We start from the raw sequence: 26,299 nt of genomic DNA on the forward strand, positions 1-26,299 counted from the left end.
CAAATTTGAATGGCCGTAAACTTAGCAAATCTATAAATCCTTTAAACAAGCTTCGCTATGTATCCCTTTAAGCTAGGGGTGCAAAATCGAATTTAACACTTCCTGTACTTCCTCAAGCTCTCCGGAGGGAACCAAAATCTCAAATTGTTGTTTGGAAAGATTTACAGGACGGCTCTGAACCAAAAAACCTTCTATCGTAAGTTTGGCTTTGATCATTTCCGCAACCTTTGCGGTTGGCGCAATATAGATTACCGTCCACATGCCTTTCAGATCCCCCTAATCTCGTGCCATAGGCATATCCTGAGCCGATATAATGGATAATGATAACATACTTCACTTTTTACCTCAACAAAAGAGGAAGGGGGTTGAAAGCGCATTTTCCCTTATTTTCTAGGAGATGCAACAGCGAATTTTAATCTTTATCAATCGTATAACGAGTAGCATCAGGGTTATTATGGGCAATACGGGAAGAAGCGGCAGCGGCAATTCCAGCAACAAGATCATCTAGAAAAACATGTATGCCATCCTTCTTTTCGTTCAAAGTTTCAATAACCCCAATCTTTTCTTTATCCAAATAGCCGAAGCTCGTTAAACCGATCATACCATAAATACTCGTGACACCGAGTGCCATTGTTTCGTCCACACCATAAAGCGGCTCATCCTGCTCCATAATGGATTGGAGTGGCTGTGGAAGCAACTTTTGTTCAGCTAGCTCATCGAGTGCGATTCCCGTAAACAAAGTATACTGCACTTCTCGTTTGCCAAGCACAGCTCTTACACTTTCTTCACACTGCTGCATCGTTAATGCCGGATGATACTTTCTCTGCAGACGATATACAATATCCGCGATTGCAGTAACGCTGACTCCTCTTCTGCTCAACATAGCCTCAGCCAATGCCATTGACATAATAATCCCTCCCGCTTTTACCGGAACGTTCTGCAGCACTTTGAAAAGGATAAAGGCCTCTTGGATGATATTCCGGACCTTGTTGTCCTGTAGTGTCCTATGTTTATGCGGGAGGAAGGTGAAACGTTCATGAATTTTATTAAATTAGAGTAACCACTATTTTACTTTAACTGTTTCTTTTCCCAGCATTTCCTCCATACTAGCAAATAATGCAGGGGACGGTTTAATTCGATAAGCATCACTTAATCCAAGTACCTTCTGGCTTTTTTCATAAAAAAGCACGGTCGCAACGGGACCCGGGTGTTCCTGAAGCAGCTCTTTCAACCGTGCCAGCAGCTGTGGATCTTCTGCTTCGGGCGTGATCTTCACAAATACGCGTTGTTCATGCTTCTTTGACTTGCCTAGGACCGAACGTGAAGCTGAATAGTTAGGGCTGGAGTTCTCAGAGGACTCTTGCATACCATCCACACTAGTTGTCGTCTGATTAGCTAAGTTAACGTCCTCGGTAGGTGCAGCCTCGGATCCATTCTCTCTTGGAGTTGTTGCCTTTCGGTTGAATCCCGTTCTCTTCATAGAGCTTGCGCTACCCTTAGCTGTTGGAACACTCCGAGACTTGCTCCGGCGGATCAGTTGTGTCAACTTCTCCTCTTCTAACGGTGCTACCTCTTCTGCGAGCAGCTTAAAGTCTTCATCCTGCTGCTGAACCTTGGCCCGAAGAGCTAGGAGAGCCCCTTTCTCAACAAGATGAGCACTCCGTTTCCATACTTCAGGAAATAAGACAACCTCACAGCGTTCAACCTGATCTTCCCACTCCATGAATGCCATGGCCTTACCTTGCTTGGTTGTGATTGTCTTGAGGGATACGACCATTCCCGCTACTGTAACGATTGTATCATCAGGAACTTCGGTTAAATCCATCAGTCTGTCTGCACCTGCTTGCTGCAAAAGTGAATCATAATCATCCAGCGGATGTCCAGAGAGGTACATACCTAAGAGTTCACGCTCCAGCTCAAGCTGCTGACTTCCAGAATAGGGGGAAACATCCGGATATTCGATATCCCAATTTGTCGTTTCGACGAAATCAAACAACTGAATCTGCAAGTCTTCCCGCTCTTTCCGCCACTTCACAGCAGCCTCCACGGTTTCATCTAGCATGGCAATTAGCTGCGCACGATGTCCAGGCAGTGAATCAAATGCCCCCGCCTGAATTAATGATTCGATAACTCTTTTATTACACACACGCAGATCTACACGCCTACAGAAATCGAGCAAACTCTCAAATGGCTTATCTTTTCGGATCTGAACGATATTCTCCACAGCCTGTGTGCCAACATTCTTGATTGCGGCCAGTCCAAAGCGAATTCCACCTTTGTGTTCTTGCCCCTCGGTATCCTCTTGACCTTCTTCTGTAGATAACCCTCGTACCGGCGTGAACAGCGAGAAGCTCTCGTTCACATCTGGAGGCATCACATCGATATTCATACGATGGGATTCCAAGACATACTCCGCCACTTTACGGTGGTTCCCCATCACGGCTGTCAACATGGAAGCCATAAATTGTACGGGATAATGAGCTTTTAGGTACGCTGTTTGAAAGGCCAATACCCCATAGGCTGCTGCATGTGCACGTGGGAATCCATAATTCGCAAACCTTACAATCATGTCGTACACTCGGTTTGCTTCCTCTTCCGTATAATTCTGTTTCAAACTTCCCGTCACAAAGTGTCCCCGTTCTCTGTCGAGCACTTCACGTTTCTTTTTCGATACTGCTCGTCTGAGCAGATCAGACTCCCCAAGAGAGAATCCAGCCATAGCCGAAGCAATCTGCATAATCTGTTCTTGGTACACGATAATACCATAAGTGTCGCCGAGAATTGGAATCAGGTCAGGATGTGGATATTCCGGCTGAATGAGCCCATGCTTCGCCTGAATAAACTTAGGAATAAACTCCATAGGACCTGGGCGATAAAGCGCCAAGACCGAGACAATATCCTCAAATGCTGTAGGTGCCAGTTCTTTTAATACACGGCGCACACCTGCGGATTCCATCTGAAATACGCCTGTCGTTTCTCCGCGTCCAAGCATTTGATAGGTCAAAGGATCATCATCAGCAACTTTCGTAAAATCAGGAGCATCCTCTCCGATCCAGCGCATCGTACGTTCAATAATGGAGAGGGTTCTCAAACCTAGAAAATCCATCTTAAGCAGTCCAATGCTCTCTAAATGTTCCATGGAATACTGCGTTAACGCTGTCTTTTCACTGCCTTCTTGCAGCGGTACTGCATCGGTTAATGGATCGCGAGAAATAACTACCCCAGCCGCATGTGTCGAAGCATGGCGAGGCATTCCCTCTACCTTGAGCGCCATATCTATTAGCTCACGCACCTTGGGCTTTGTATCATATTGCTCTTTAAGGCCAGGGCTTTCCTGAAGCGCTTTGGCTATACTTATCCCCAAATGGTTTGGAATTAGCTTAGCAGCTTTGTCCACATCTCCATACGGTACATTTAGTGCGCGACCTACATCTCTGACAGCGGCTCTTGCAGCCATCGTTCCGAAGGTAATAATCTGTGCAACATGCTCTCGCCCATATTTATGAACGACGTAATCAATGACTTCATCTCGCCGTTCATCACTAAAGTCAATATCAATATCCGGCATCGTAACGCGCTCTGGGTTCAAGAATCGTTCGAAGAGCAGATTATATTTAATGGGGTCCACATTCGTAATTCGAAGCGTGTAAGCAACAAGACTACCTGCTGAAGAACCCCTCCCCGGTCCAACTGCAATTCCTTTACTGTGGGCATATGCGATAAAATCCCAGACAATGAGAAAATAATCGCTGAAACCCATACTTTCAATCGTATTCAGCTCATAATCGAGACGCTGCACAAGCTCTGCTCTGCCATCACTAGAATGCCAGCGTTCATGATCTTCATAACGCTCTCGGAGACCCGTATTACAAAGCTCACGCAAATAAGAAGCTGCATTCTTCCCCTCTGGTAATGGACGATATTCTGGAAGAATGGATCGCCCAAATTCCAACTCTAGATTGCACTGATCTGCTATGACCGCTGTATTGTCCACCGCTTCCATAACATGTGGAAACAGTCTCTTCATCTCATCATCGCTTTTCAAATAGAGCTGATTCGTCGGTATTCGAAGTCTGTCTTCATCCTCAGTCGTTTTGCCTGTCCCGATACAGATCAGCACATCCTGCACTTCAGCATCTGATGCGGTTAAATAATGCACGTCATTCGTCGCCACAAGAGGTATCCCAAGTTCTGAGCTCAAGGCGATAAGCTGAGGATTAACCCGCTTCTGCTCCGTTAACCCATGGTCTTGAAGCTCTAAATAATAATCATCACCAAATATCGCTTTGTAACGTAGTGCGGCGGCTTTAGCTTCCGCCTCCCTGCCATGCAGCAAATGCTGCGGAACTTCTCCGCCAAGACAGGCACTAAGACAGATAATACCTTCATGATGGGAAGCCAGCGCATCCATATCAATCCTCGGTTTGTAATGATATCCTTCCAGATGACCGATAGAGCACAGCTTCATCAAATTCCGGTAGCCGGTTTCATTCTTCGCAAGCAGAATCAAGTGATAAATCGGTTGATCTTTACGACTTCCCCGTTCCTTCCGTGATCCAGCCGTAATATATGCCTCGCATCCAATGATCGGTTTAATGCCATGACGAATGCATGATTTATAAAATGGGACGGCACCGTACATCACCCCGTGATCGGTCAGCGCCAGTGATTTCATTCCGAGCGCTGCCGCTTCCCTCACGAGATCTTCGATACGTGCCGCCCCGTCGAGCAGACTGTATTCGCTATGCACATGCAAATGCACGAAAGTACTCATATTTCGCCTTCCTTTCGCCGCTTAAATTCTTATTCACATTTTATCATAATGTAGCTCTACTAGCCCATACAATGAATCAGGAAGCATCTGGACAGGCGGTTCATGACACCGCCGGGGCAAGAAAGGGGACAAATAGGATGAGTATTTTCTTATCAAAAGCAATATTGGATTTTTTCATAGCTTTCGGCATTGTGCTTGGAGGAGCCATGGTTGGTGGAGTGGGTGCTGTCCTCTCCATGCAGCCCCCTACTACAACCATGGTTGAAATTGCAGGCCGTATAAAGATATGGGCACTGGCTGCCGCTGTCGGAGGGACGATCGATCCCATGCGTGTGATTGAAAGCAATATGGTAGTTGGCAATCTATCCCCTGCACTTAAGCAAATTTTATATCTTGTCTTTGCGTTCCTAGGCGCACATATGGGCAGCGAACTCGTCAAATGGGTTTGCAGCGGTCGGAACTAATCTATGAGAGTGCCTCCATTACGTCGATTCCGTCCTTTTTATCAAGCCGCCTCGATCTTCGTGCTCGGTATGGTGATCGGAAGTGTGGTGTATAATTCGCTGTATCATGCGGCCTATGAGAAGATGTGGGAGAACAATATGGAACAAAAGCTGAAAATTAGCCAGTACGAGGAAGATATCGACAATTTAAAGAAATACAGTAATCAATCCACTGTCATCAAGGAAATCAAAATCCGATCTGAACAAAAAGCAAAACCTCTTGACTCCCTCATCGTGAAAGAGATTATTCAGCTCATGGGAAAAGATCTTTCAGCCCTGCGTGGGCGTAATGTGTTCGACATCGATACCGACAGCAAACTTACACGCTCGCTGCTCGATGATAAGGTATATACCGTTCGAGAAAAAGATTATAAGGTCACAATCAGAACGATGCTCGTCATGGAAGGGGTACTTCAGATTTGGGTGGATATCCATAGCTAAGGTGCACACTGGAATAGATTTCATGTTACAATACGGATAAAATGCTGAACCATGTCCACGCTAAAGGAGTGCCATTATTCCATGCTTGGTATTATTAATTACGCTCTATATGCAGTATTTGTCATTTCCTGCGTTGCAGCTGCTTTATACAGCATCAATGCGCGCCGAAAGCCTGATCCGCTTGACCGAGGAATCTTTCTTGCGTCTATGAATATCAGTATGGGTGTAATGCTTGTAACCCTATCATTCATTGCCATGTTGCTGTTCAGCGGTTCCACACCTGCCGTCATTGTGGAAGCGATCTTCATGGTGATGGGGGCATTTAATATTTTTGCTGGCCTTAGAAGCAGAAGCTTCTATAGTCGACAAAAGTCGGCTCGTTCGTAAATTTGCGATGTAAAAGAGGGCTATTATCCGGTGAGAAGCAGCGGATAATAGCCCTCTTTGTTATACCCAAGAAACCTTGATCATCCTTGATCGATTGCATGAAGTGTCATGACAGATTTCGCGATCAAGTTAGAATGATGATTAATTTCAATCTCCATTTTGCACGTTCTTCGACTCATTTCGAGCAGTCGTGGTGTTATCGTAATTGGATCCTCAATCTGTACTGGACGAATGAAATAAGTAGATAGGTTATCTAGTACATGATCCCCTCCACAGATGTCCTTAGCCGCTTTGAAGGCTGCCTGACTCATAACAGTCGTTAGTACTCCTTGTGAGATCGTTCCAAGTTCTGTTGCCATCTGCGGAGTTATGAACCCGTGGAAAAACAACTTTCCATCCTCATCCCGGTCTTCAGCCATTCCGTTCCAGATTAACTGATCGAATGTTTCTCCAAGTTGTGGCTGATTGCGTGCATTCCGTAGCGCCTCCAGCACCTCTTTACGCGTAACAGTCGCTACTAGCTTTCGATTACGATCTACAATAGGAAGGAAATCAATTCCCTCCCACATCATGATCTGAGCCGCTGAAGCGAGTGATGTTTTCAGATTTGCAGTAACTGGATTACGAGTAATTGCCCGCTCAATAGCCTGATGATCTGCCAGATCACCAACGTCTCTGACACCTACGATCCCGATAACACGATTCCATTCATCCGTAACGGGAAACCGTTGATCCCCCGTTTTATTCGCTATCTCTTTCAGCTCCAAAGCGGTCACAGAGTTCTTCAGCGCGTGGATCCTAGGCTTCTCACCAGCAATATCTTCTACAAGCATAATCTTCTTCTTAATCAGCCGGTCAAAAATGGCTCGATTTATCAGCGAGGCAACAGTAAAGGTATCGTGGCGTGATGAGAAGATCGGAAGCCCTAGTCGATCGGCCTGCTGCTTCACTTCACGGCTAGTCCCGAACCCCCCTGTGATGAGCACACCTGCGCCTTGCTCTAGAGCAAGTGAGTGTGCATCCTCTCGGTTACCAACAATCATTAAGCTTCCCGCATCGATATAACGAACCATAGCCTCTACCTTCATCGCTCCAATTACATATTTATGCAGGCTTTTGTTAAGACCTTCCGCTCCCCCCAGCACATGACCTTCAACGATCTCCACCACATCAGCAAAGGTCAGCTGCTCGGATATATTCCGCGGCTTTCTCTCAATTCGGACGGTTCCAATCCGTTCCTTGGTTACAACAATCCCTAGTCCTTCTGCTTCTTTCACAGCTCGGTAAGCCGTACCTTCGCTGACTGCAAGTTCCTTCGCAAGCCTGCGAACCGATATTTTCGTTCCGACTTTTAAGCCTTCAATATGTTGTACCAGTTGTTCGTGCTTCGTTATTGTCTCATCTCGAACATCCAACTGTTACACCTCCTCACTCCATCTGTACCATACTGTATCTATTATACCAGACAAGCGCTACAAAAATAACATGCCGAAACAGCAAAAAAACCGTTCGTTAACGAACGGTCTACAATACAAAAGTTTACGAAGCGAGGGTTTGAGGATAGACGATCCTTTGTGAATCAGTTTCCATCTCATTTTATTCAGTCAGGAAACTGACGAGCAACAGAGCGAATAGCCGCAAACCCGAGCGGTTTATACGCCGCCTTGGCTCTTCTGCTCCTCTGGCCATTTCAATTGCCATTGATTCATCTTTTCCTTCCTAATTTCATCAAGGGCCTTTTGTTTAGCTTCATCCACACCTATTAAGATATGTAGATGTGATCCGATGACCAATAAGGCAAAACCAGCCCATACCGCTCCAAATAATGATGCCCATGAAAAACCTCCAGCGAACGAAATGCTAGGTAGCGCATATACTAGCATCCCTAATGCAACCAAGAGATAAGCAAAATGTTTGAATTTACTTTTCTTTTTCTTCATTCGTTATGCAGCTCCTCTACTTCTCAAGTGAACTCTATATATCTACTCTATGAAGAGCTGGTCCATTTTATGAAAGAAGAATTAAAATAGAGAAGACAAAAAAAGCCGAGGTTTTCACCCCGGCTTGTTCACTATTATGATTGAGCTGACCCATACAGATGCTGAAGACTGTCTGAAATAATCTTGTTCACATCTTCGATAATGATACTTAAGCGACGCTCAGCATCAAACAAACGGCGAATATTCAAGTTAAGACTTAAAACTTCAAACAGCTTTTCCATCTTCTCCATCTCTTCCTGTGAAGGCATGTCGCCAGACATCATGCGTTGCTGAACTTCCATTTGGCGCTCACGGAAATTATCGAGCATTTGCTTACTTTCCGGATCTGCTTCAATCAGCTTAATTGCAGATGTAATTTCCTGAACTTCTTGGCTTTCTCTCATTGCTTTTGCTAGATCATTCGCTTTGTCATAAATATTCATCGTTGTGTCCTCCTCGTTGCGGATGAGCCCGCACTTTTATTATTGTTCACTTATCTCCACAGCAGTGTAATCATCGACTGGAACAAACCGATAAATCCGCCCAAAAGCACACCAAGCCAGGTAATTGCTCTAAACTCCCTACCAGATACACTTAAAATAACTTCTTCAAGCCGCTCCACTGGAAATTTCTCTACTTGTTCTTGTACGAGACCCGGGAGATTCACGGCCTTCATGGCTGAAGGAACAGCATCTTCGAGAATTCGGAGACCTTTATCAACCCACTTTGGCAGAGCGGCTTCTAGTGTAGAAAGTCTTGGCTTAACTAAGTCTGAAAGACGGATGCTTTCCAGTTGTTCAATCCAAGTCGTCCAAGGAATAGACTCCTCTATCTTACGAGTAATGAATGCCTGACCTGTTTCGCCTACAGTAGCCTGCACCAGCTTACCCAAAGGCATTTCTCCATACTGTTCTAACTTACCAGAGACAACGGAAACGATCGTTTGACGGATCTTTTCCCCTTCCAGTTGGCTAATTAACATGGGTGTCAGCTTCTGCACGAGCTTGTCTTCGTCCACAAAAATAGCGGCCATCGTGCCGAGAAAACCTCCTGCTTTATCCATCATGGCAGAAGCCATCTCTTTAAGCAAACGCTGGCCATCAGAAGATAGAAGCGTATCACCAAGCTCTTTCAGAACCGCCTCAGCAGCTGTCTCACTCCAGCTCCGTCTTTTCTCCTCAGACCAGTCAGGAATCAGCTCCTTCAGAGGCTTCTCCTCCAGACCATAGGCTGACCATAAAGCTGCGGCTTTCGTCGTGGCTAAAGATTGAGCCTTCCCAATCAGTCGATTCTTTAACTGCTGCCATTCTTCCAAACTCCAAATTTTCAAAGCCAGATCGTTTAAGGTCAGTTCACTTTCGGCTAATGATCTCAGCTTTCGTGTGACCGTCTCTTCTGCTTTCGAACGGAATAATGGTTTACGGATCATCTCCTGTAGTCCTTCACTCGTCACCAAATAATCCGAGACCACTTTCCCGAGTGATTCAGCAATCTCCTCCTTACGCTTCGGAATTAATCCAGGTGTAAACGGTAATTTACGTCCACCTATTCGGATTTCCTCTCGCGGGTGAAAGAGCATCTTAATTGCAAAATGATTCGTAATGCCTCCGACAAAAGCAGCTACCGCTATATTAATCAAAATATACAGCCAATCCTGCATTTTTAAAGTCCTCCCTTTTTACAAATCCGTACAATCACCAAGGGATATATGTCCTCATATGATGAATTACATGCAATGTTCAGATGAAGTCCAATCTGTCCCCAGACATCAAGTAGTTGTCGGAAGGAGATCCAAGATGTCCAAATCCAAGATATCGGTTCAACTGATCCGCTCAGGCAATATGCCGGATAACGATATCAAGCTTGGCGAGAGGCTGATCAAACTGCTGCGAATCCCAACAGAGCAACCTATACAGCTTGCTTTCGGCTCCTTCAATCAGGAGGTACGCGTCATACCGGGGAAAAAATCGACTGTACTTCGCCTCAGTCCTTCCCTATCCAGTAGCTCTGGACTTCTTCCTAGATCGGTTCTGCATATCAAATACAGCGCCGCTGAAAGAACTCTGCGTCTAGGTCCTGTAATCGGAGTTATGATAAGCCGTTATCATCCGGAAGATCAAAGCAAGCCCTTCGGATCGATCTCTTCATTTTGCATGGAGATGGTAAATGCCTGCCAAAAGTTAGGCGCCTATGTATACTTTTTTACACCTGAGATGATCGGATCAAACCTCTCAACACTGGAAGCAGTATTGTATGACCACGGATGGAAAAAAATCCAGGTCCCCGCACCAGATGTCGTAAACAATCGGCTTCCAACGCGAAAATTGGAGAATAGTCCTAGCGTACAGCATTTTATGAAAGAAGTAAAATCCAGATGGGGTACCCATATTTTCAACGAAAAATTTCTAGATAAGACCGAAGTATTCGACGCATTGGGTACAGATGAAAAGCTTAGGAAGTACCTGCCCGAATCCTATGCTATGAAAAGCTATAGCACACTCAAAAAAATGTGTACAGCATATCCGGTGGTGTTCCTTAAACCCGTTCGCGGCAGTTTAGGTAAAGGCATTATCCGAATTTCCCGTCAGGAGGATGGGAGCTTTCATACCTTCACGACCTCACTTGAGGGAGTTAAAAAAAGCAGTTACTCATCACTCACAAAACTATATAGCAGCCTATCCAGCAAATTGAATAAAAATCGCTATCAAATTCAGCAAGGCTTGGACTTGGTTCGAATTCAAAAACGCAATGTAGATTTTCGCGCACTTGTACACAAAAACAAAAAAGGAAAGTGGAGCGTAACGTCTGTTGTAGCCCGAATTGCAGGCGGGAATCATTACGTATCCAACCTTGCACGAGGAGGAACACTGGCCAAGGTTAAAGATGTGCTTGCCATGAGCAGTATCCCAACCTCAGCTAAGCAAACAGCTAGCGAACGAATGGAGCAAGCGGCACTCCACATCGCCAAAGGCCTTGAAGAGACCATCCCATCCCATTTTGGAGAGCTCGGAATCGATTTAGCCGTCGACACAACCGGGCGAATCTGGCTGCTTGAGGTAAACTCCAAACCTTCCAAAAGCGATGATGCTCCGCTCACTGCGTACAAGGTTCGACCTTCCGCTACCCGCCTAATCCAATATAGCCAATTCTTAACTGGCTTTTAGAAAAGGAGCTCTTATGTCTTCTAACTTCATTGGAACACTTGGCGTCATGGTATGTCGTAGAGCTGGGTCGCCTCCTTTTGCGGAGAAGGAGTTCCTCCGCGAGCTAAGTCTGGCCTCTTCCCGCCTTGGCATGACCGTATTTGTTTTTTTTCCAGAGGATAAACCTGAACCATCAAAGGGTAGTCAACAAATTCCAGGATATATCTACAAACAGAATCAATGGATACAAGGATTCTTCCCTATCCCCGACATTATTTATGATCGCTGTCTTTTTCTAAACGCTGAAGAAACATCTACCGCTGCTGCTTTCTTGAACCGTCTTCCTAAGAAAAGTTGGTCGTTCTGGTCAAGAGGATTGCCAGGTAAACGGAAGATTTATGATTTTCTTAAATGTGAACAGACTCTCTCTCCTTATCTCCCACATACGTTAACCTATGCCAGTAGTAGATCTCTTCATAAAGCATTACATCTGTTTGATGGTGAGTTCTTTATGAAGCCAAGCGGTGGGTCCCACGGAAGTCATACCTTATACGTAAGCTGTAAAGGAAATACAGCTATCTTACAAGGGAGGGACCGGGCGAACTCGATCTTCCGTAAGAGCATACCAGTCCGTGAATTATCTGCTTGGGTCAAACAGTTCACAGGACAGCGCCATTTCATTATTCAACCTTATCTCAAGCTAACCAGCCGTGATGGGAGACCTTTTGACACGAGAGTATTGGTTCAAAAGAATGCACACGGCCGCTGGACAATAACGGGAATGGCCATAAGACAGGGCCCAGCTGAAGGAATGACATCAAACCTTCATGGCGGGGGCACGGCAATATCCGTTACTCCCTTTCTGGAATCTGAATTCGGCGTTGCTATCGCTTCCGATATCATGACCTGCATCAATCGTCTGAGCGAACACATCCCCCCGATCCTTGAATCCGGATTCGGCCGTTTGGGCGAACTCGGCATAGACTTCGGCATAGACTGTTCCGGGAAGGTATGGCTGCTTGAGGTTAATTCAAAACCAGGGCGGCGCGCGTTCAGACAGATAGGGGACATTCCGGCATCACAGTTGTCCGTGGAGAATCCCCTCCGTTATGCACGTTATTTATTGCTTCGACAACTTAGGAGGGTAAATACATGAGTTTGACTATCAGTAATGTTCATTTCTCGAATCAGCCCGAAAAAGTGGTCTTTATGTCCGATTCCCTCATGAGAAGCCTGGGTATTACAAGCAAAAAACAAATCCAGCTCCGTGTAGGAAGAGATACCATATCGGCCTCTTTAAAATCAATAGAACGGACAGGAAAACATATCTACCTTAGCTCCGGGATTCGCAGCAGTGTTCCCGTTCCAAGGATCGGGCCTACTTTTGTCCACAGCCCTAAGGAAGGAGAGATTCAGATTGGACCTGTAGTCGGGATCTTATCCGATGGTCCTTCTAATCCTGCTAATCCGTTCGGATACCGCACAGCGTATATCAAGCAGCTCTTGCGGGAAGGTAACAAGAAAATGTATGTATATGCCTTTGCACCACGGGATATCAACTGGCAAAGAGGGACTGTGTATGCGTATCTGTTAGGTTCAAGGGGTGAGTTCATTCGTAAGACCGTTCCACTTCCAGATGTTGTATACAATCGATTACCTAGCAGACGTACAGACTTCTCTCCTTTTACAAATCAACTAAGAGACCGCTTTACGCGAAGAAACATTCCCTTCTTTAACTGGGCCTTCTTCAACAAATCCGATATTTACAATCAACTCGAGGACGATGTTCAAGCAGGACGCTTTGTTCCTGAAACCTACTCGAATCCAAGCCCTGAGCGCATAAAAGATATGATGGAACGTCACCGGTTCGTCTATTACAAGCCATCTGGTGGAAGCCTTGGTAACGGGATCTATCGACTTACTTATATCCCTAAAAAGGGTTATTTTGCCCGGTACCGTGCTTCTGGAGGAAATACACTGCTCAGATTCCCTACGTTCACGAACCTCATGCGTATGCTTCAATCAAGACACGGTTCTGGTCTGAAAAATTATGTTATTCAACAAGGCATCAAGTTAATCGAAATTGATGGATGTCCAATCGATTTCCGATTCCATATGCATAAGGATGGCAAAAACCGCTGGTCAACCGTCGGGATTGGAGCGAAGAAAGCCGGACGAGGAAGTGTGACGACTCATATCAAGAACGGAGGATCGCTCATGACTCCGGAGCAAGCTCTCGGGCGCGTATTCGGAAGCAAGTCTCGTGAAGTTCTCGAACGAGCAAAACAAACTGCCGTTATCCTATCTGAAGCGATTGAGAGCCACCATCCTCATGTTCTTGCAGAAATCGGATTTGATATCGGTATCGACGAGGATGAGCAGATTTGGATGTTTGAGGCCAATTCCAAGCCAGGCCGATCGATCTTCAGCCACCCTCCCCTACGCTCTGAAGGTAAGGCGTCGGTCGAACATATTTTTGAGCACTGCTTATATCTCGGCGGGTTCCACAGGGGGAATGACTCGTGAGCAACCGACTTGAGGAGGATTCCAAAGCTGTCATCGCCATTCTAACAACCCATGACTCCTCACGGATGTTTAGAGGAAACCGACAAAACTTTCAGGAAATCATCAAAGCAGGCAAAGATATGGGGTATCTCGTTTACGTGGTCACAGTTCGTGACCTAAAGCTCCATTCCCAAATGGTAAAAGGTTATACACCGAGCAGCGATCACCATTCTTGGGAGCAGAGGACGTTTCCTCTGCCCCAGGTCATCTATAACCGTATTCCAAATCGGGAAGATGAAATGAAGCCTCAAGTTCGCAAAAAAATAAAGGAATGCTTAAACCACCCTAATCTTGATCTTTATAACCCTTACTTTTTCAACAAAAGACAGCTATTTTCTTGGTTATCCAAGTCAAAGCTGACACGAAAATGGGCCCCGATCACGAAGAAACTTAAGGGGATGGCATCACTTTATGAAATGATCAAACGCTGCTCTTACCTATATCTAAAACCAGAGGATGGCAAAGCTGGGCAAGGAATCATGAGACTTCGGTATCAAAAAAACAAGCCACTTGCTTATCGACTTCAAATTCAGAACGATAAAAATAGCACGACCTATAAAGCCGCAACACTTGAGCGGTTATGGGATCGGATATCCAAAGAAACGAATGGCGACCCCTATATTATCCAGCAAGGTATTGAGCTTACTTCTGTTCACGGTCGTGCGTTTGATCTCCGTCTGCTCATCCAGAAGACGAATCACGGAGCATGGAGCGTAACAGGGATTGGCGCTCGGATGGCGGGTTCCCATAGTATCACAACGCACGTTCCTCGAGGCGGAACGATTGAGGACCCCGAAAAGCTTCTTCCCACCTTATTCGGCACAGAGCAAGCTGAGGCGATATTAAGTAAGGTGCGAAATGCAGCGGTTCTGATTGCCAAACAGATCGAACGTGGAGCAAAATATCCACTTGGCGAGATGTCCATGGATCTTGGTTTAGATACATCTGGAGAGCTATGGTTCTTTGAAGCAAATTCAAAGCCGATGAAGTTCGATGAGCCTGCAATCCGTAAACGCTCCCTTGAGCGAATTTTTCATTATTGTGAACATCTGATAGAGAATAAATAATGTCTATAAAGGAGGGGATCATGTGGAGATTTCAGCGATCTCACCTGTTAATGAATTAGAATGGCTGGACATCCGTGAACAATGTAATGACTTTATAAACCGCTTCGGCACTCGACGTCATACACAAGGTGAATTGGAACAGCTACAGAAAATGCCGTTTAACGAACTCCATCAACCGGGGACATCACTTATCGCCGCTACGGTGCGTGGAGAATATGGGAAAGCACCTGTTGGTGTATGTTTTGTCAGCGGATTCGGTCAGAAAAGTTTCTTAATTGCAATTCACCCTTTGTACCGCAACCGAAATCTTGGTCACTCCCTGATCCTCTCTCAAAAATCCACACTAGGATATTTGAACTGCAAAGTAGCTGTTGACAATTATTCCAGTCTTCACATCTGTTTTGATGCCGGCATGCATGCCATTGCTTTAGAGCGCAGTTCCACAGGTAAACCAACACTCATCATGAGCACATGTCCGATGGAATCTCCCGCTTCAAACTCTATGCAAGAAGGTGACTTACTGTGCCTCAACCAGTTTTAGGTATTCTAACTTTATATTTAAACAATCGCAAAAAGCTTGAAGAGGCTCCTGTGTATGAAAGGATGATTACGGAAGGTCATAACCTGGGCCTGGATGTATTTGTATTTACACCAGCGGATGTTAATGCATCTCAAGGGCTGATCCATGCATTGCATTTTAATCCCCAAACTAGAAAATGGAGCAGACGCTGGCGTCCTTTTCCCCACATGATCTATGATCGGTGCCGTATTCAAAAAAGCGAGCGTTTTGATCAGTTAATCCGTTTTCGCTCCAGATACAAACATCTGTTATTTCTCAATAGACCTCTTCGAAATAAATGGACCGTACATCAAACCTTATTCCGGGTTAAGCGATTTAGACCTCATCTACCGGAAACCACACTCATTTCAAGTATTGGAGATGTCACTCGAATGCTGGGCAGACATCACGCAGTCTATCTTAAGCCGATTAACGGGACTGGTGGTCGAGGCATTTTACGCATCTCCAAAGGCAGCCATTCACACGACACTTACGAAATTCGTGGACGGAACACACAGCGGAATATCATTACTCCAAAACGACTTTCTGTTGCAATGCTTGGACCATTCCTATCCAGTTGGGATATCAAGGGAAGATATCTCGTCCAAGAGGCCATCCCACTTGAACTGCCTAGTGGCAGAGTTCATGATTATCGAATGCTTGTACAGAAGAATGGACTCGGAGAATGGCAAGTAACCGGCTGTGTAGGCCGTGTAGGTGCCCTGAACAGCGTCACATCGAACCTGCATGGTGGTGGCAGTGCAATGGGAATGAATGAGCTTTTGGAAGAATGGATTTCCGATGCATCGAAACGTGAGAAGATTCGAGAGGATTCTGCGAAGCTGGGTGTGGATGTAGCGAGCTTTCTGGAAAATCAATACGGTGCGCTATGCGAACTTGCACTAGACCTTGCAATCGACAGATCCGGTCGCGTTCTGCTTCTTGAGGTTAATCCCAAACCAGCAAGAGAGGTATTCTCCCAAGTCGGGGATAAAGAAGCCTATCGCGTATCGCATATTAGACCTCTGGAGTACGCATTGTGGATCTATAATAACCGTAAAAATGCAAAAAATGCTTGATTAAAAGCAACTATCCTAGCTTGGATAGAAATCATAAGGCCGCTTATGAGAATTCTTCCTCAGAGCGGCCCTTTCATCGTATATTAGACGGATGCTTCGTATAAATCAATCAGCTCAGTGATAGATGAAATAATAACATCTGAGCCTTTTAGTTCCTGGTCATCACCAAAACCTGCATACTGACATCCGATAACAGTCTGTCCATTTTCCTTGCCTGCTTCTACATCCGATGAACGATCTCCAACCATCCAAGCGCGTTCAATCCCATGATTCTTAAGCAGAAGAGCTACAAGATCTACCTTGCTAGCCGTTCCATGCTGACCTGCACTATATAAGTCTTCAAAAAGTGGCATAATATTTCGAGCCTCTGCGATTCCCTTAACATAATGCTCAAGACCGTTACTTGCTACAAACAATCTGACACCGCGACGCTTCAATTCTTGCAGTGTCTCTTCTACTCCCGGATACAGCACTGCATCCTTGCCCTTTAATCCTTCAAGTTCGTATTGCAACAAGAGCTCGTCAGCACGTCGATGAGCTTCTGGGGAGCCATCAGGAAGCACCTTTTTCCAAATATCCTCAAGCAGCATTCCCAGGCAGCCCAGCATCAATTCTTCCTTCGGTGTTTCCCCCGTATGTAGGCCTTCTGCCCGCAACGTATCGAATAATTTATGATAGGCAGGCAGTAATAAGGTCTCCGTCTGAAATAGAGTACCATCCATATCAAAAATCATCGCTTCCGGTTTTGTCAGCCTCTCATTTCTCTCCATCTCTCTGTCATTCCCTTCATTCCTCAAGATGATTGTAATATCTTTCCTCATCATAAAGGAAGGTCTTCCCCTCTGCAAACCTCCACTTACAAAAGATATAAAATTAAACTCGGAATATTGAAAATAAATTCATAACTTTTCATGATTAGGATTGTTAATAGAGTATTAGGCAAGAAGAAAGGAAAGGAGCTTGATGAGTATGGAGCAAACCAAGCTTCCAATGAAACTTCATGAACTGCGCAGTGGTATCGATGCAGAACTTGAGCAATTAAGTGAGGACGAACAAGCGCTCATCCTCCAGCGGTTCTTGCAGCGTATACAGAAGTACAGAACAACGGGTAGTCATTTTGAGAATATAAGACAAGTATTTTCACCACCATACTTGTGGCTTCTTATTGGTGGCGGCATTGTCCTTCCGATCCTGCTGTACATCGTAATCATCTGGTCTTCATTGCAACTGGAAGGCTAGGGTCCGCTATGAATATTAGAGGGTATCCAATAATGGTCTTCTGACCTTAAGGATACCCTCATTTGCTATTCTATAACTCTGCGAGTAAGAATTAGAAAATCTTCTTCTTATCACGGTCTTCCTTAATAATTTCAACAGCTTCCCGGAAACGAATCGCATGAATAATTTCCCGCTCCCGCAGAAACTTCAGACTATCCTGAAGATCCACATCATCGGTCATATCGATCAGCCATTGATATGTAGCCCTTGCTTTCTCTTCAGCTGCAATGTCTTCATAAAGGTCCGCGATTGGATCACCCTTGGCTTGAATATAGGCAGCCGTAAACGGCACACCTCCTGCATTTTCATAATAAAGAGCTTTATCATGATTCGCGTAGTGAGCTCCGAGGCCAGCCGCCTTCAGCTGATCTACTGTAGCATCCTTAGTCAGCTTGTAAACCATCGTTGCGATCATTTCAAGATGGGCGAATTCCTCCGTTCCGATATCGTTCAATACACCAATGACTTTATCAGGAATCGTGTAGCGCTGATTCAAATAACGAAGTGCTGCTGCTAACTCTCCATCGGCTCCACCATATTGTTCAATTAGAAATTTCGCCATCATAGGATCACACTTGCTGACCCTAACAGGATACTGCAGCTTTTTCTCATACACCCACATAGGAAGAACCGCCTCCTCTTAAATATTACATGCAGCCGGGGCCTTTCACATGCAAGGCTACCCAGCCGCTAGACTTTTCTACACTTGCCAAGGCCATGGACTCTGGGACCATTCAAATGGATATCTTGAAAACGAATGTCCAAAGTTCTGCAAAGGACCGTATAACTCTTGAAAGTGTTTGGCCAGTATCATTCTCTCCTGTGCAAGCTTGTTGTATTGTTCAATACTCTTCAAATCATTTGGATGTGTATTGAGATACAAATTAAGCTCTACCAGTACAAAATCAATGGCTTGTAACTGTTCCAAAAGCTCATAATATCGCGGATCACCAACTTGCGGTCTTACTTCATCCATATTCTACTCACCCTTTCGATTTCTTGAGTTATACGGACTGTAGAGCGCAGGCCACAATGTACCATGCTTTAATGCATCTGCCGGACTAAACTGTGGCAGATCCGTTGGCTGAAACACAATATACTGGTTCACAGGGACAACATATGTTCTATACGGTAATGGGGGGCAAGGATCAAATGGACCGCGAAACGGGACGTATACACGTTCCTCCGGATTCAGTTTCAACATTTATTCCTCCTTCACTCTAGACTTCGACTCAGACACGAAATCTCGGCTCTTCGTAACTAACATATGTCTTTCGCCCAGAAAATGAACTTCATAAACACAAAAAAACCCTTTTCTCCGCAAAAAGCGAAAAAAAGGGTTCTGGAAATTCGGTTAGAACTTGATCTTAATTTGGAACAAGCCGGCCTTACGCATAGCGGAATATAAAATGATTACCATTGGTCCGATGAAAAAACCAATAACCCCAACCAATTTAAAACCGATATACATACTAATCAAAGCAGGAAGCGCCCCTATACCGACAGCATCTCCAATCACCTTTGGTTCAAGGACTCGCCTGATGACAGTGATCAGAATAAACATGATCATAAGTCCGATTCCAGTGAACAGATCTCCCACGATCAGGAGGTAAATCGCCCAAGGAATGAGCACTGAACCCACACCGAGTATTGGCAAAATATCGACAACCATCACAAGAAGTGCTATCGCTAGTGGGTAGTTAACACCCAGTATCAGAAGTCCTAGTAAGGTAATCACGTATGTGAACATACTTAGAATCAGCTGTGCCCTTAAAAACCCGAAGATTGAATTTTTAAGGCTGCCTAGCACTTCGTTAACTTGTGACTGTGAGGTCTCATCAAAGAAGGACAATACACTTGCCCGCATCGTATCCAAGCTGAGACTGAACAGAAATAGTGCAACACAGAATACGATGGCTGTAACGAATAGGTTCGGAAGTGTCTTCGCAAAAGATAGAAACGAGGAAGACAACGTATTAACAAAGGACTGAACATATGAAGTTATGTTGGACATAAAAGCAGTCAGACTATCTGCAAGACCTGGTTGAATGCCATTGAGCATCCCCTGTGCTTGTAAGATGGTGTTCTGTAGAAACTGGTTCGCACCTTCAAAGTATTCAGGAGCCTTGCTCCAGTACTCCACCAATTGAGCAAAAACCTGCATGCCCATTAAATAAGCAAGAAGCATCAACAGGAGCAAAAACAGTGTGCATGTAATCGTTGCTGCAGCCGCCCGGTTTAAACGAACTCTTTTGATTAACAGACGGGTAAACGGTTCAAGCGAAATAGCAAGGATTAACGCTAATAAGAAAGGTGCACCTACAGTGAACATTCCATAAATGAACAACAGGCCTAGACCGATAAATACCAACTGCTTCAGAGGCATAGTCCACTTCCTTCATATTCAATTCTTCCACAACCTACTTATTCAGAAATATCTTCACTTGAAGCCGGTTTTCTATGAATAATAACACGGGTGACACGTAAGCGAGTAGATTCTTCAACCTCAAAGATAACCCCGTCAAACACAATTTTTTTGCCTTTCAGAGGACTTCCTTCAAGCTCTTTGAATAACCAACCACCGATGGAGTCCACCTTCTGCTCCTCAATCATTACCCCGACCAGATCATTTACTTCCTCAATGAGCATCCTTCCGTCAACAGATATGATATCGTCAGTAATCTCGACTTCCGGACGATCATCCTCGAATTCATCATACAAATCACCGACAATTTCCTCGAGAATCTTCTCAGCAGTGAGTATGCCTGCCGTGCCCCCATACTCATCAACCACTAAAGCGAGCTGCTCATGTCTTGTCTGCATCAAACGAAGTACTTGACTGATCTCCATCGACTCCGGAACATCCATAATCGGTCTCACAAGAGACGCAAGGTCCTTCTGCTGCTCAGGCGTAGCCATTAGCAAGTCAGTAATGTGGATAAATCCAATAATCCGATCCTTATTCTCGTTAGCCACGGGGTAACGGGAATGCTTCGTTTCGTTCATAATTCGTAGATTCTCATCCAAAGATTGATTGGTGTACAGCACATCCATATCCGTACGTGGCAGCATAATCTCTCTTGCACGTAGATCGGAGAAATCGAACAGGTTGTCCATCAGTTTCATCTCATTCTCATCAATCACGCCACTTTTGGCGCTCTCACTCATGAGAATGCGTATTTCCTCCTCGGAGTGGGCTGCTTCTGATTCGCTAGCGGGTTCAATTCCAACCAACCGGAGAATCCCGTTCGCAGAAGCGTTGAGCACCCAGATCACTGGGAGGAAAATACGATAGAACCATAACAGCGGAGCAGATAAAAGAAGGGCTGTACCTTCTGTTCGCTGAATAGCTAATGACTTTGGTGCAAGCTCTCCTAATACAATATGCAGAAACGTGATGATACAGAATCCAATTGCTACCGAAATGGTTGTAATCAGCACTTCATCCGTCATTCCCAAATTGTGCATGAGTGGTTTCACTAACAATTCTGAAATAGCTGGTTCCCCAATCCAGCCGAGTCCGAGTGAAGTAAGGGTGATTCCAAGCTGAGTAGCGGATAAATAGGCATCCAGCTTGCGATTCACTTTAAGTGCGATCCCCGCCATGCGGTTCCCTTCACTAACCAGCTGGGTAAGCCGGGATTGCCTCATTTTGACCAGAGAAAATTCAGCTGCTACGAACACACCATTTAATAATACGAGCAGGAAAACCAAGAGCAGGTTTAAAATCAGTTGCCCGACCTCAAACTCCTCCATCGCAATACGCCTTCTTTCCAGATTCTAGTTTGTCATTGCTTTTCTAGTTTTAAAATCAATACCTTTGTAGTACATATCCGCAACCAATAAATTCGGGCCACAGCAACTTGCTGCATCACAGTGGCAATTCACGGTCTGGTTAAGCGGATGACCTGTTGACCATGCATCAAATACATCATCGAGTTTTTGATCCTTAATATTACCGAAAGGAGGAATATCAGCAAAATCCGTCACATAAACGTCACCCGAGAATAGATTAACATTTACTCGATTACGTCCATCGGGATCATTACGTACTGTAATATTCGGCTCCATACGAAGACGGTTGATCAGCTCTTGATCACTCTCATCATGGCTACATGCGAAGAAAGGAAGTGTACCGAACAGCATCCACATCTCAGGATCACGAACATCTAGAAGACGATGAATTGCTTTTTTCATATCAGCAAGGGAAAGAACGGGTAAAGAAGCTGCAAAGTTTGAAGCGTACATTGGATGCACCTCATGACGCTTACAGCCCATTTGACCAATTAATTTATGGATTCCATCCAGCTTTTCGTGCGTACGGTAGTTAATCATAGATTCTGCTGAGATAAACATTCCTGCCTTGCTCAGTTTCTCCGAATTCAGCATCATTGTATCATAGAGCCGATAAGCTGCTTCTTTCGATACCGGGTGTCCACTGTTAGCAAATCCAACTTCATGAAAATCGTCACCATTTAAATAATTGAATGAGATATGCATGACATCCAGATAAGGAAGCATTTTCTCATATCTACCAAGCTCAAGCGTCAAGTTAGAGTTGATCTGGGTGCGAATGCCTCGTTCCTTCGCATACTTCAATAATGGAACAATTACATTATCTACTGTTTTACCCAAAAAAGCCGGTTCTCCACCTGTTAAGCTAATTGTCTGAAGATGCTCGACCTCATCCAGACGTCTAAGCATCATATCAAGTGGAATCATCGGTGCCTCTTTCATAACTAGCATATCGCCAACTGCACAATGCTCACAGCGCATGTTACATAAATGGGTTACCGTCATTTCAACGCTAGTCAGCACATGCCGTCCATGATCACGTAAAGAAGTGATGGGATCCCAAGGATCATAATTAGGTGACATTGGCTTATAGACTTGTTGATAAGTTCTAGCAGTATTACTCATTGTTTTCCACCTTTATTTCATTTATTAACCGAAGGCAACAGATGCAATCGGTTATTTCTAAGCATCTTAGAAAATAATCCATTCCACTATTATAACATATCTATATAAGGAACCTCTCACTAGCACACGCTCATATGCCTTGGTATGGGCTCAGTGAAACATTCTTTAGTTCATTCAACATGTTGTTCTACTTTCTAGACTTACGAAACATCCACTTAGGACTCCACCAATTCGCGTTGCCTAGTAATTTCATAAATGCCGGAACAAGTAAAATCCGAATGATTGTCGCATCGAGAAGAACCGCAGCAGTTAGGCCAAGACCTATCGCTTTCATGACCTCATTATCTGTGAATATAAATGCTCCAACCACAACGGCCAGAATTAGCGCAGCACTCGTAATCAATCCCCCTGTGTTCTCAAGTCCTTCTGCCGTACTTCGCTCATTATCACCAGTAGATTCATAACTTTCCATAATTCGTGACAGAAGAATAACTTCGTAGTCCATTGAGATTCCAAAGACGACGCAAAAGATTAATATTGGCAGAAGTGCGAATACAGAACCGGTATTTGTCACTCCGAGCCAATTAGCGCCCACACCTTCTTGAAACACCCATACGACAATTCCAAGTCCTCCCCCAAGACTAAACACATTCATAATTCCCGCTTTCAGAGGTAAGACAACGGAACGGAAGGCAAATAAAAGTACAACATAGGTCGTAATAAACACAAACAAAAGCACATAAGGAATAGCCCCTTGGATCTCTTGTATGATATCCATCTTATACGCTGGAGTACCTGTTATGTATGTTTTAATCCCCTCTGTATCCATGCTTCGAAGGTAATTAATCAGTTCTTCAGTCAGCTTATGGGAATCCCCGTATTTTGGAACGATTGCAATAACAGCCATGTTATCCCTTACTACATGATATTTCTCCAGCTGCTCACGGATCTCCGTTTTCGATAAGTAATCTGCAACCTCACCGACCGAACCACGGGATACACTTGTATAACTCTCGACTCGTTGCACTCCTGGTAGCAACCTTACCTGGTCCATGTAGTTCTTTATCGCTCCGATGCTTTGAACAGATTCGTAAGAGGCTGGAAGATCGACAGCAACTAAAATGGCATTTAACTCTCGTAAATCATAGGCTTGTTTTAACAAATCATATCCTTGACGGGATTCATACGAGGGTGGTAGCACCTCCGCTGCCGGAATCTCAACTTTCATCGTTCTGACTGGAGACATAGCAATTAGCAGCAGAATAATAACGGAGATGGATATTATAATGGGCCTTGCCATAACAAAAGAAGAGATTTTGCGCCACATTCTAGGAGAGTGCTGGTGTAGAGCTTGTCGAATACGACTGCCGAAGATAGGTAGCGAATTAATTCTTGGACCTAGCATAGCCAACAACGCAGGCAACAGTGTATTTGCAGCAAGTACCGAGATGAATACGACCGTAATTCCACCAATGCTGAACGAGCGAAATATAGGTAAATCAATAAACGCCATCGCCAGAAACCCAATCCACACCGCTGCACCAGAGAAAACAACTGCTTTTCCAGCCGAAGCACAAGAAACAGCTACTGCCTGTTCTATATTTCCTTTCGCCATTTCCTCGCGAAAACGGCTGACGACAAATAAGGCATAATCAATTCCAACAGCTAGACCTAACATGGTTACGACATTCGGAAGAAAGTTACTAATTGAACCGTCAAGAACTGCTACGAAATATAGAACTCCCATGGTCACTATAACACTGACCAGCCCGCCAATCAGGGGCAGGAGAGCCGCTGTAAATGTACCAAATACAAATAACAAGATAATTAGGGCAAGTGGTAGGCCAATAATCTCTGCTTGAAAAATATCATTTTTCACAGCAACATTCATATCTGCAAATACGGCCGTATTCCCTGTCACGTATGTGTCTGCACCACGAATCGGCGGGATATCATTTCGTATCACCTTATACTGCTTCAATGCCTCAGCGGCCTCTTCTTTCAGTAGTACACTCACAGATAGAATATGATCCTGCCCTGGCTGTCTAGAAGCAATATTAATATACATATCGCTTACATAAGGCTTGTCCTGAAATGGAGCAAGCTCTTCAAGGATACGCTTCTGCTGTTTGCCTGTGGTTAGATTCTCACCCGTTCTGCTAACAATAACAATGTCTAGAGATGTGGTAGATAAGCCCAATCCATTCTCTAGCTTCTCTATTCCTTTAAGATACGGACTTTCATCCGGCGTGAATCCATTCTGGTGAAGCTGAGACGGAAGCAACAATGCAAGTGGAAGCAAACAACAAAATAAAACAAACCATGCAGCAACAATGGCTCGGCGGAAGCGATAAACGAATCGTCCCCACCTATAAAGAAGCGTCTCTTCGCCATGTTGTTTCACAGTTTGTCCTCCTTCTTAGCTAGATTCATCTGAGCTGTCTTATCCAGTACCGGCAATCATAACAGCAAGTGATTCCGACATATCGATTTCGTAAGGTAGCTGAAGTTCCTCCCCTTCCGAGTTGTTCAAGACACGAATGACAGGTCTGTGAGGCACATCATAGTTAATCTTAGACACTACCCCAGTTTCCCCTGTCGAAAGGCGTACTGTCATCCCAGGAGGATAGATAGCAACCCGATCCCGGAACATTGCAAGAAAACGTTGTTCATACAGCGTTCCCGAACCGGCATACATCACTTCTACTGCTTGATGTGGTAACATTGCCGGTTTATACACCCGGTGTGTTGTCATCGCGTCATATGAATCCGTTATAGCAATCCATTTAGCGTATTCGTGGGTTTCCGCACCTTTCAAACCCCGAGGGTATCCTGACCCGTCCAGACGTTCATGATGCTGGAGTGCACAATGCGCAGATAAGAGAGGAATATTCGGCTCATCCTTCAATATTTTGTATCCAATCTCGGTATGCTTCTGTACCTCCCGGAATTCTTCTTCCGTTAGACGCCCCGGTTTCTGTATGAGCCCTGGAGATATCCGAGTCTTACCAATATCATGTAGGAGCGCTCCTAATCCAAGAACTCTAACCTCGTCCCTACTGTAGCCATAAGAAATGCCCAGAACCATTGAATACAAGCATACGTTCAAAGAATGCTGATACAAATTAAAATCATTCGTATTCATATCTGTAAGAAGCACCATGGATTCATTAACAGAAGAAATCTCATCCATCATATTCTCCATCATTCCAGAAAAGGTTTTGCCCAAGTGAAGGAAACTACCCTTTAACGTTGGACGTTCCTCCAAGTTTTTGAACCCTTGCCGAATGGAGCGCATGGCCTCAAGCTTCGTCTGCTGTGAAACCAACTCTGGAATAACAATGTCTTCAGTCATTGCATCCTCGATATAAATATAACTAAGGTCCAGGCCGTCCAACCTGCGGATTATGCCATCCGTCAGCTCCACACCCTCTGCGAGCAGTATCAATCCGTCGCTATTGTATATTCTTTTGCCGAGAACCATTCCCGGCTTTAGTAAAGATACGGGTATTAGACGCAAACTTACACTTCCTCTGCATTCGAAATAAGAATTGATTCGCGCCACATGATCATCAAAGCTTCTAGCTTAATAATTATATAATAC

Annotated in this window: 26 protein-coding genes; 10 read left to right on the forward strand and 16 right to left on the reverse strand. The window is 44.8% G+C overall.

Annotated features, from left to right (window positions below; all coding sequences use genetic code 11):
• Window positions 1–72: 72 nt before the first annotated feature.
• From ACK8P5_RS19055 to ACK8P5_RS19065, 3 genes are all read right to left on the reverse strand, one after another.
• Window positions 73–261: a hypothetical protein gene (locus tag ACK8P5_RS19055; protein WP_054957048.1), complete on the reverse strand. Its 189-nt coding sequence runs from the start codon at window positions 259–261 to the stop codon at window positions 73–75.
• Window positions 262–412: 151 nt separating this feature from the next.
• A complete protein-coding gene (locus ACK8P5_RS19060; RefSeq protein WP_422657828.1) occupies window positions 413–907 on the reverse strand; it encodes a phosphatidylglycerophosphatase A in 495 nt (164 codons plus the stop codon).
• A gap of 156 nt (window positions 908–1,063) precedes the next feature.
• Window positions 1,064–4,774 (reverse strand): DNA polymerase III subunit alpha, encoded by a 3,711-nt coding sequence (locus ACK8P5_RS19065; RefSeq protein WP_422657829.1) that lies wholly within the window; start codon window positions 4,772–4,774, stop codon window positions 1,064–1,066.
• A 137-nt stretch (window positions 4,775–4,911) separates the two neighbouring features.
• On the opposite strand from ACK8P5_RS19065, the gene ACK8P5_RS19070 reads away from it, so the two are divergent.
• The 3 genes from ACK8P5_RS19070 to ACK8P5_RS19080 all read left to right on the forward strand — a co-directional run bounded on the left by ACK8P5_RS19070 (window position 4,912) and on the right by ACK8P5_RS19080 (window position 6,105).
• A complete protein-coding gene (locus ACK8P5_RS19070; RefSeq protein WP_422657830.1) occupies window positions 4,912–5,238 on the forward strand; it encodes a YtrH family sporulation protein in 327 nt (108 codons plus the stop codon).
• A 3-nt stretch (window positions 5,239–5,241) separates the two neighbouring features.
• Complete coding sequence (locus ACK8P5_RS19075; protein ID WP_422657831.1) at window positions 5,242–5,718, forward strand: hypothetical protein; 477 nt, start codon at window positions 5,242–5,244, stop codon at window positions 5,716–5,718.
• A gap of 81 nt (window positions 5,719–5,799) precedes the next feature.
• On the forward strand, window positions 5,800–6,105 hold the full coding sequence (locus tag ACK8P5_RS19080) for a YtpI family protein (RefSeq protein WP_422657832.1): 306 nt from the start codon (window positions 5,800–5,802) through the stop codon (window positions 6,103–6,105).
• 80 nt (window positions 6,106–6,185) lie between these two features.
• On the opposite strand, the gene ACK8P5_RS19085 is transcribed toward ACK8P5_RS19080, so the two are convergent.
• The 4 genes from ACK8P5_RS19085 to ACK8P5_RS19100 all read right to left on the reverse strand — a co-directional run bounded on the left by ACK8P5_RS19085 (window position 6,186) and on the right by ACK8P5_RS19100 (window position 9,744).
• A complete protein-coding gene (locus ACK8P5_RS19085) occupies window positions 6,186–7,520 on the reverse strand; it encodes a DRTGG domain-containing protein (protein WP_422657833.1) in 1,335 nt (444 codons plus the stop codon).
• Between the two features lie 237 nt (window positions 7,521–7,757).
• Window positions 7,758–8,045 (reverse strand): hypothetical protein, encoded by a 288-nt coding sequence (locus ACK8P5_RS19090; RefSeq protein ID WP_422657834.1) that lies wholly within the window; start codon window positions 8,043–8,045, stop codon window positions 7,758–7,760.
• A gap of 134 nt (window positions 8,046–8,179) precedes the next feature.
• On the reverse strand, window positions 8,180–8,527 hold the full coding sequence (locus ACK8P5_RS19095; RefSeq protein ID WP_422657835.1) for a YlbF family regulator: 348 nt from the start codon (window positions 8,525–8,527) through the stop codon (window positions 8,180–8,182).
• Window positions 8,528–8,577: 50 nt separating this feature from the next.
• Window positions 8,578–9,744, reverse strand: coding sequence for a DUF445 domain-containing protein (locus tag ACK8P5_RS19100; protein WP_422657836.1), 1,167 nt, complete (start codon window positions 9,742–9,744; stop codon window positions 8,578–8,580).
• Between the two features lie 136 nt (window positions 9,745–9,880).
• Between ACK8P5_RS19100 and ACK8P5_RS19105 the strand changes: the two genes are divergently transcribed.
• From ACK8P5_RS19105 to ACK8P5_RS19130, 6 genes are read left to right on the forward strand one after another with little or no spacing between them, the layout of a single operon-like run.
• Window positions 9,881–11,248, forward strand: a complete 1,368-nt coding sequence (locus ACK8P5_RS19105; RefSeq protein WP_422657837.1) for a YheC/YheD family protein — start codon at window positions 9,881–9,883, stop codon at window positions 11,246–11,248.
• A gap of 13 nt (window positions 11,249–11,261) precedes the next feature.
• Window positions 11,262–12,383: a YheC/YheD family protein gene (locus ACK8P5_RS19110; RefSeq protein WP_422657838.1), complete on the forward strand. Its 1,122-nt coding sequence runs from the start codon at window positions 11,262–11,264 to the stop codon at window positions 12,381–12,383.
• Window positions 12,380–13,753, forward strand: coding sequence for a YheC/YheD family protein (locus ACK8P5_RS19115; protein ID WP_422657839.1), 1,374 nt, complete (start codon window positions 12,380–12,382; stop codon window positions 13,751–13,753). Before ACK8P5_RS19110 ends, ACK8P5_RS19115 begins: the two co-directional genes overlap by 4 nt.
• Complete coding sequence (locus ACK8P5_RS19120) at window positions 13,750–14,859, forward strand: YheC/YheD family protein (protein WP_422657840.1); 1,110 nt, start codon at window positions 13,750–13,752, stop codon at window positions 14,857–14,859. Before ACK8P5_RS19115 ends, ACK8P5_RS19120 begins: the two co-directional genes overlap by 4 nt.
• A gap of 22 nt (window positions 14,860–14,881) precedes the next feature.
• Window positions 14,882–15,400: an N-acetyltransferase gene (locus ACK8P5_RS19125; protein WP_422657841.1), complete on the forward strand. Its 519-nt coding sequence runs from the start codon at window positions 14,882–14,884 to the stop codon at window positions 15,398–15,400.
• Entirely contained in the window at window positions 15,382–16,497 is a 1,116-nt protein-coding gene (locus tag ACK8P5_RS19130; RefSeq protein WP_422657842.1) for a YheC/YheD family protein, read from the forward strand. Before ACK8P5_RS19125 ends, ACK8P5_RS19130 begins: the two co-directional genes overlap by 19 nt.
• 83 nt (window positions 16,498–16,580) lie before the next feature.
• Here the strand turns inward: ACK8P5_RS19130 and ACK8P5_RS19135 are convergent, their stop codons facing one another.
• A complete protein-coding gene (locus ACK8P5_RS19135) occupies window positions 16,581–17,267 on the reverse strand; it encodes an HAD family hydrolase (protein WP_422661521.1) in 687 nt (228 codons plus the stop codon).
• A 199-nt stretch (window positions 17,268–17,466) separates the two neighbouring features.
• On the opposite strand from ACK8P5_RS19135, the gene ACK8P5_RS19140 reads away from it, so the two are divergent.
• Window positions 17,467–17,736 (forward strand): hypothetical protein, encoded by a 270-nt coding sequence (locus ACK8P5_RS19140; RefSeq protein ID WP_422657843.1) that lies wholly within the window; start codon window positions 17,467–17,469, stop codon window positions 17,734–17,736.
• Window positions 17,737–17,827: 91 nt separating this feature from the next.
• Here ACK8P5_RS19140 and ACK8P5_RS19145 read toward each other — a convergent pair whose 3' ends face one another.
• The 8 genes from ACK8P5_RS19145 to ACK8P5_RS19180 form a co-directional block, all read right to left on the reverse strand.
• Window positions 17,828–18,397, reverse strand: coding sequence for a manganese catalase family protein (locus tag ACK8P5_RS19145; protein ID WP_422657844.1), 570 nt, complete (start codon window positions 18,395–18,397; stop codon window positions 17,828–17,830).
• 78 nt (window positions 18,398–18,475) lie between these two features.
• Window positions 18,476–18,751 carry a spore coat protein CotJB gene (locus ACK8P5_RS19150; RefSeq protein ID WP_422657845.1) on the reverse strand — a complete coding sequence of 92 codons (276 nt, stop codon included), beginning with the start codon at window positions 18,749–18,751 and terminating at the stop codon, window positions 18,476–18,478.
• Window positions 18,752–18,754: 3 nt separating this feature from the next.
• A complete protein-coding gene (locus tag ACK8P5_RS19155; RefSeq protein ID WP_422661522.1) occupies window positions 18,755–18,976 on the reverse strand; it encodes a spore coat associated protein CotJA in 222 nt (73 codons plus the stop codon).
• 153 nt (window positions 18,977–19,129) lie between these two features.
• Window positions 19,130–20,161: a sporulation integral membrane protein YtvI gene (gene ytvI / locus ACK8P5_RS19160; RefSeq protein ID WP_422657846.1), complete on the reverse strand. Its 1,032-nt coding sequence runs from the start codon at window positions 20,159–20,161 to the stop codon at window positions 19,130–19,132.
• 38 nt (window positions 20,162–20,199) lie between these two features.
• Entirely contained in the window at window positions 20,200–21,531 is a 1,332-nt protein-coding gene (locus ACK8P5_RS19165; RefSeq protein ID WP_422657847.1) for a hemolysin family protein, read from the reverse strand.
• A gap of 24 nt (window positions 21,532–21,555) precedes the next feature.
• The gene (yfkAB, locus tag ACK8P5_RS19170) at window positions 21,556–22,695 is read right to left on the reverse strand and encodes a radical SAM/CxCxxxxC motif protein YfkAB (protein ID WP_422657848.1); all 1,140 of its coding nucleotides are present in this window, start codon (window positions 22,693–22,695) and stop codon (window positions 21,556–21,558) included.
• A gap of 187 nt (window positions 22,696–22,882) precedes the next feature.
• On the reverse strand, window positions 22,883–25,099 hold the full coding sequence (locus ACK8P5_RS19175) for an MMPL family transporter (RefSeq protein ID WP_422657849.1): 2,217 nt from the start codon (window positions 25,097–25,099) through the stop codon (window positions 22,883–22,885).
• A gap of 39 nt (window positions 25,100–25,138) precedes the next feature.
• The gene (locus ACK8P5_RS19180; RefSeq protein ID WP_422657850.1) at window positions 25,139–26,215 is read right to left on the reverse strand and encodes an HD-GYP domain-containing protein; all 1,077 of its coding nucleotides are present in this window, start codon (window positions 26,213–26,215) and stop codon (window positions 25,139–25,141) included.
• Window positions 26,216–26,299: the final 84 nt, after the last annotated feature.

The sequence above is a fragment of the Paenibacillus sp. EC2-1 genome, assembly GCF_049311625.1.
In the GTDB taxonomy this organism is placed as follows: domain Bacteria; phylum Bacillota; class Bacilli; order Paenibacillales; family Paenibacillaceae; genus Paenibacillus_AQ.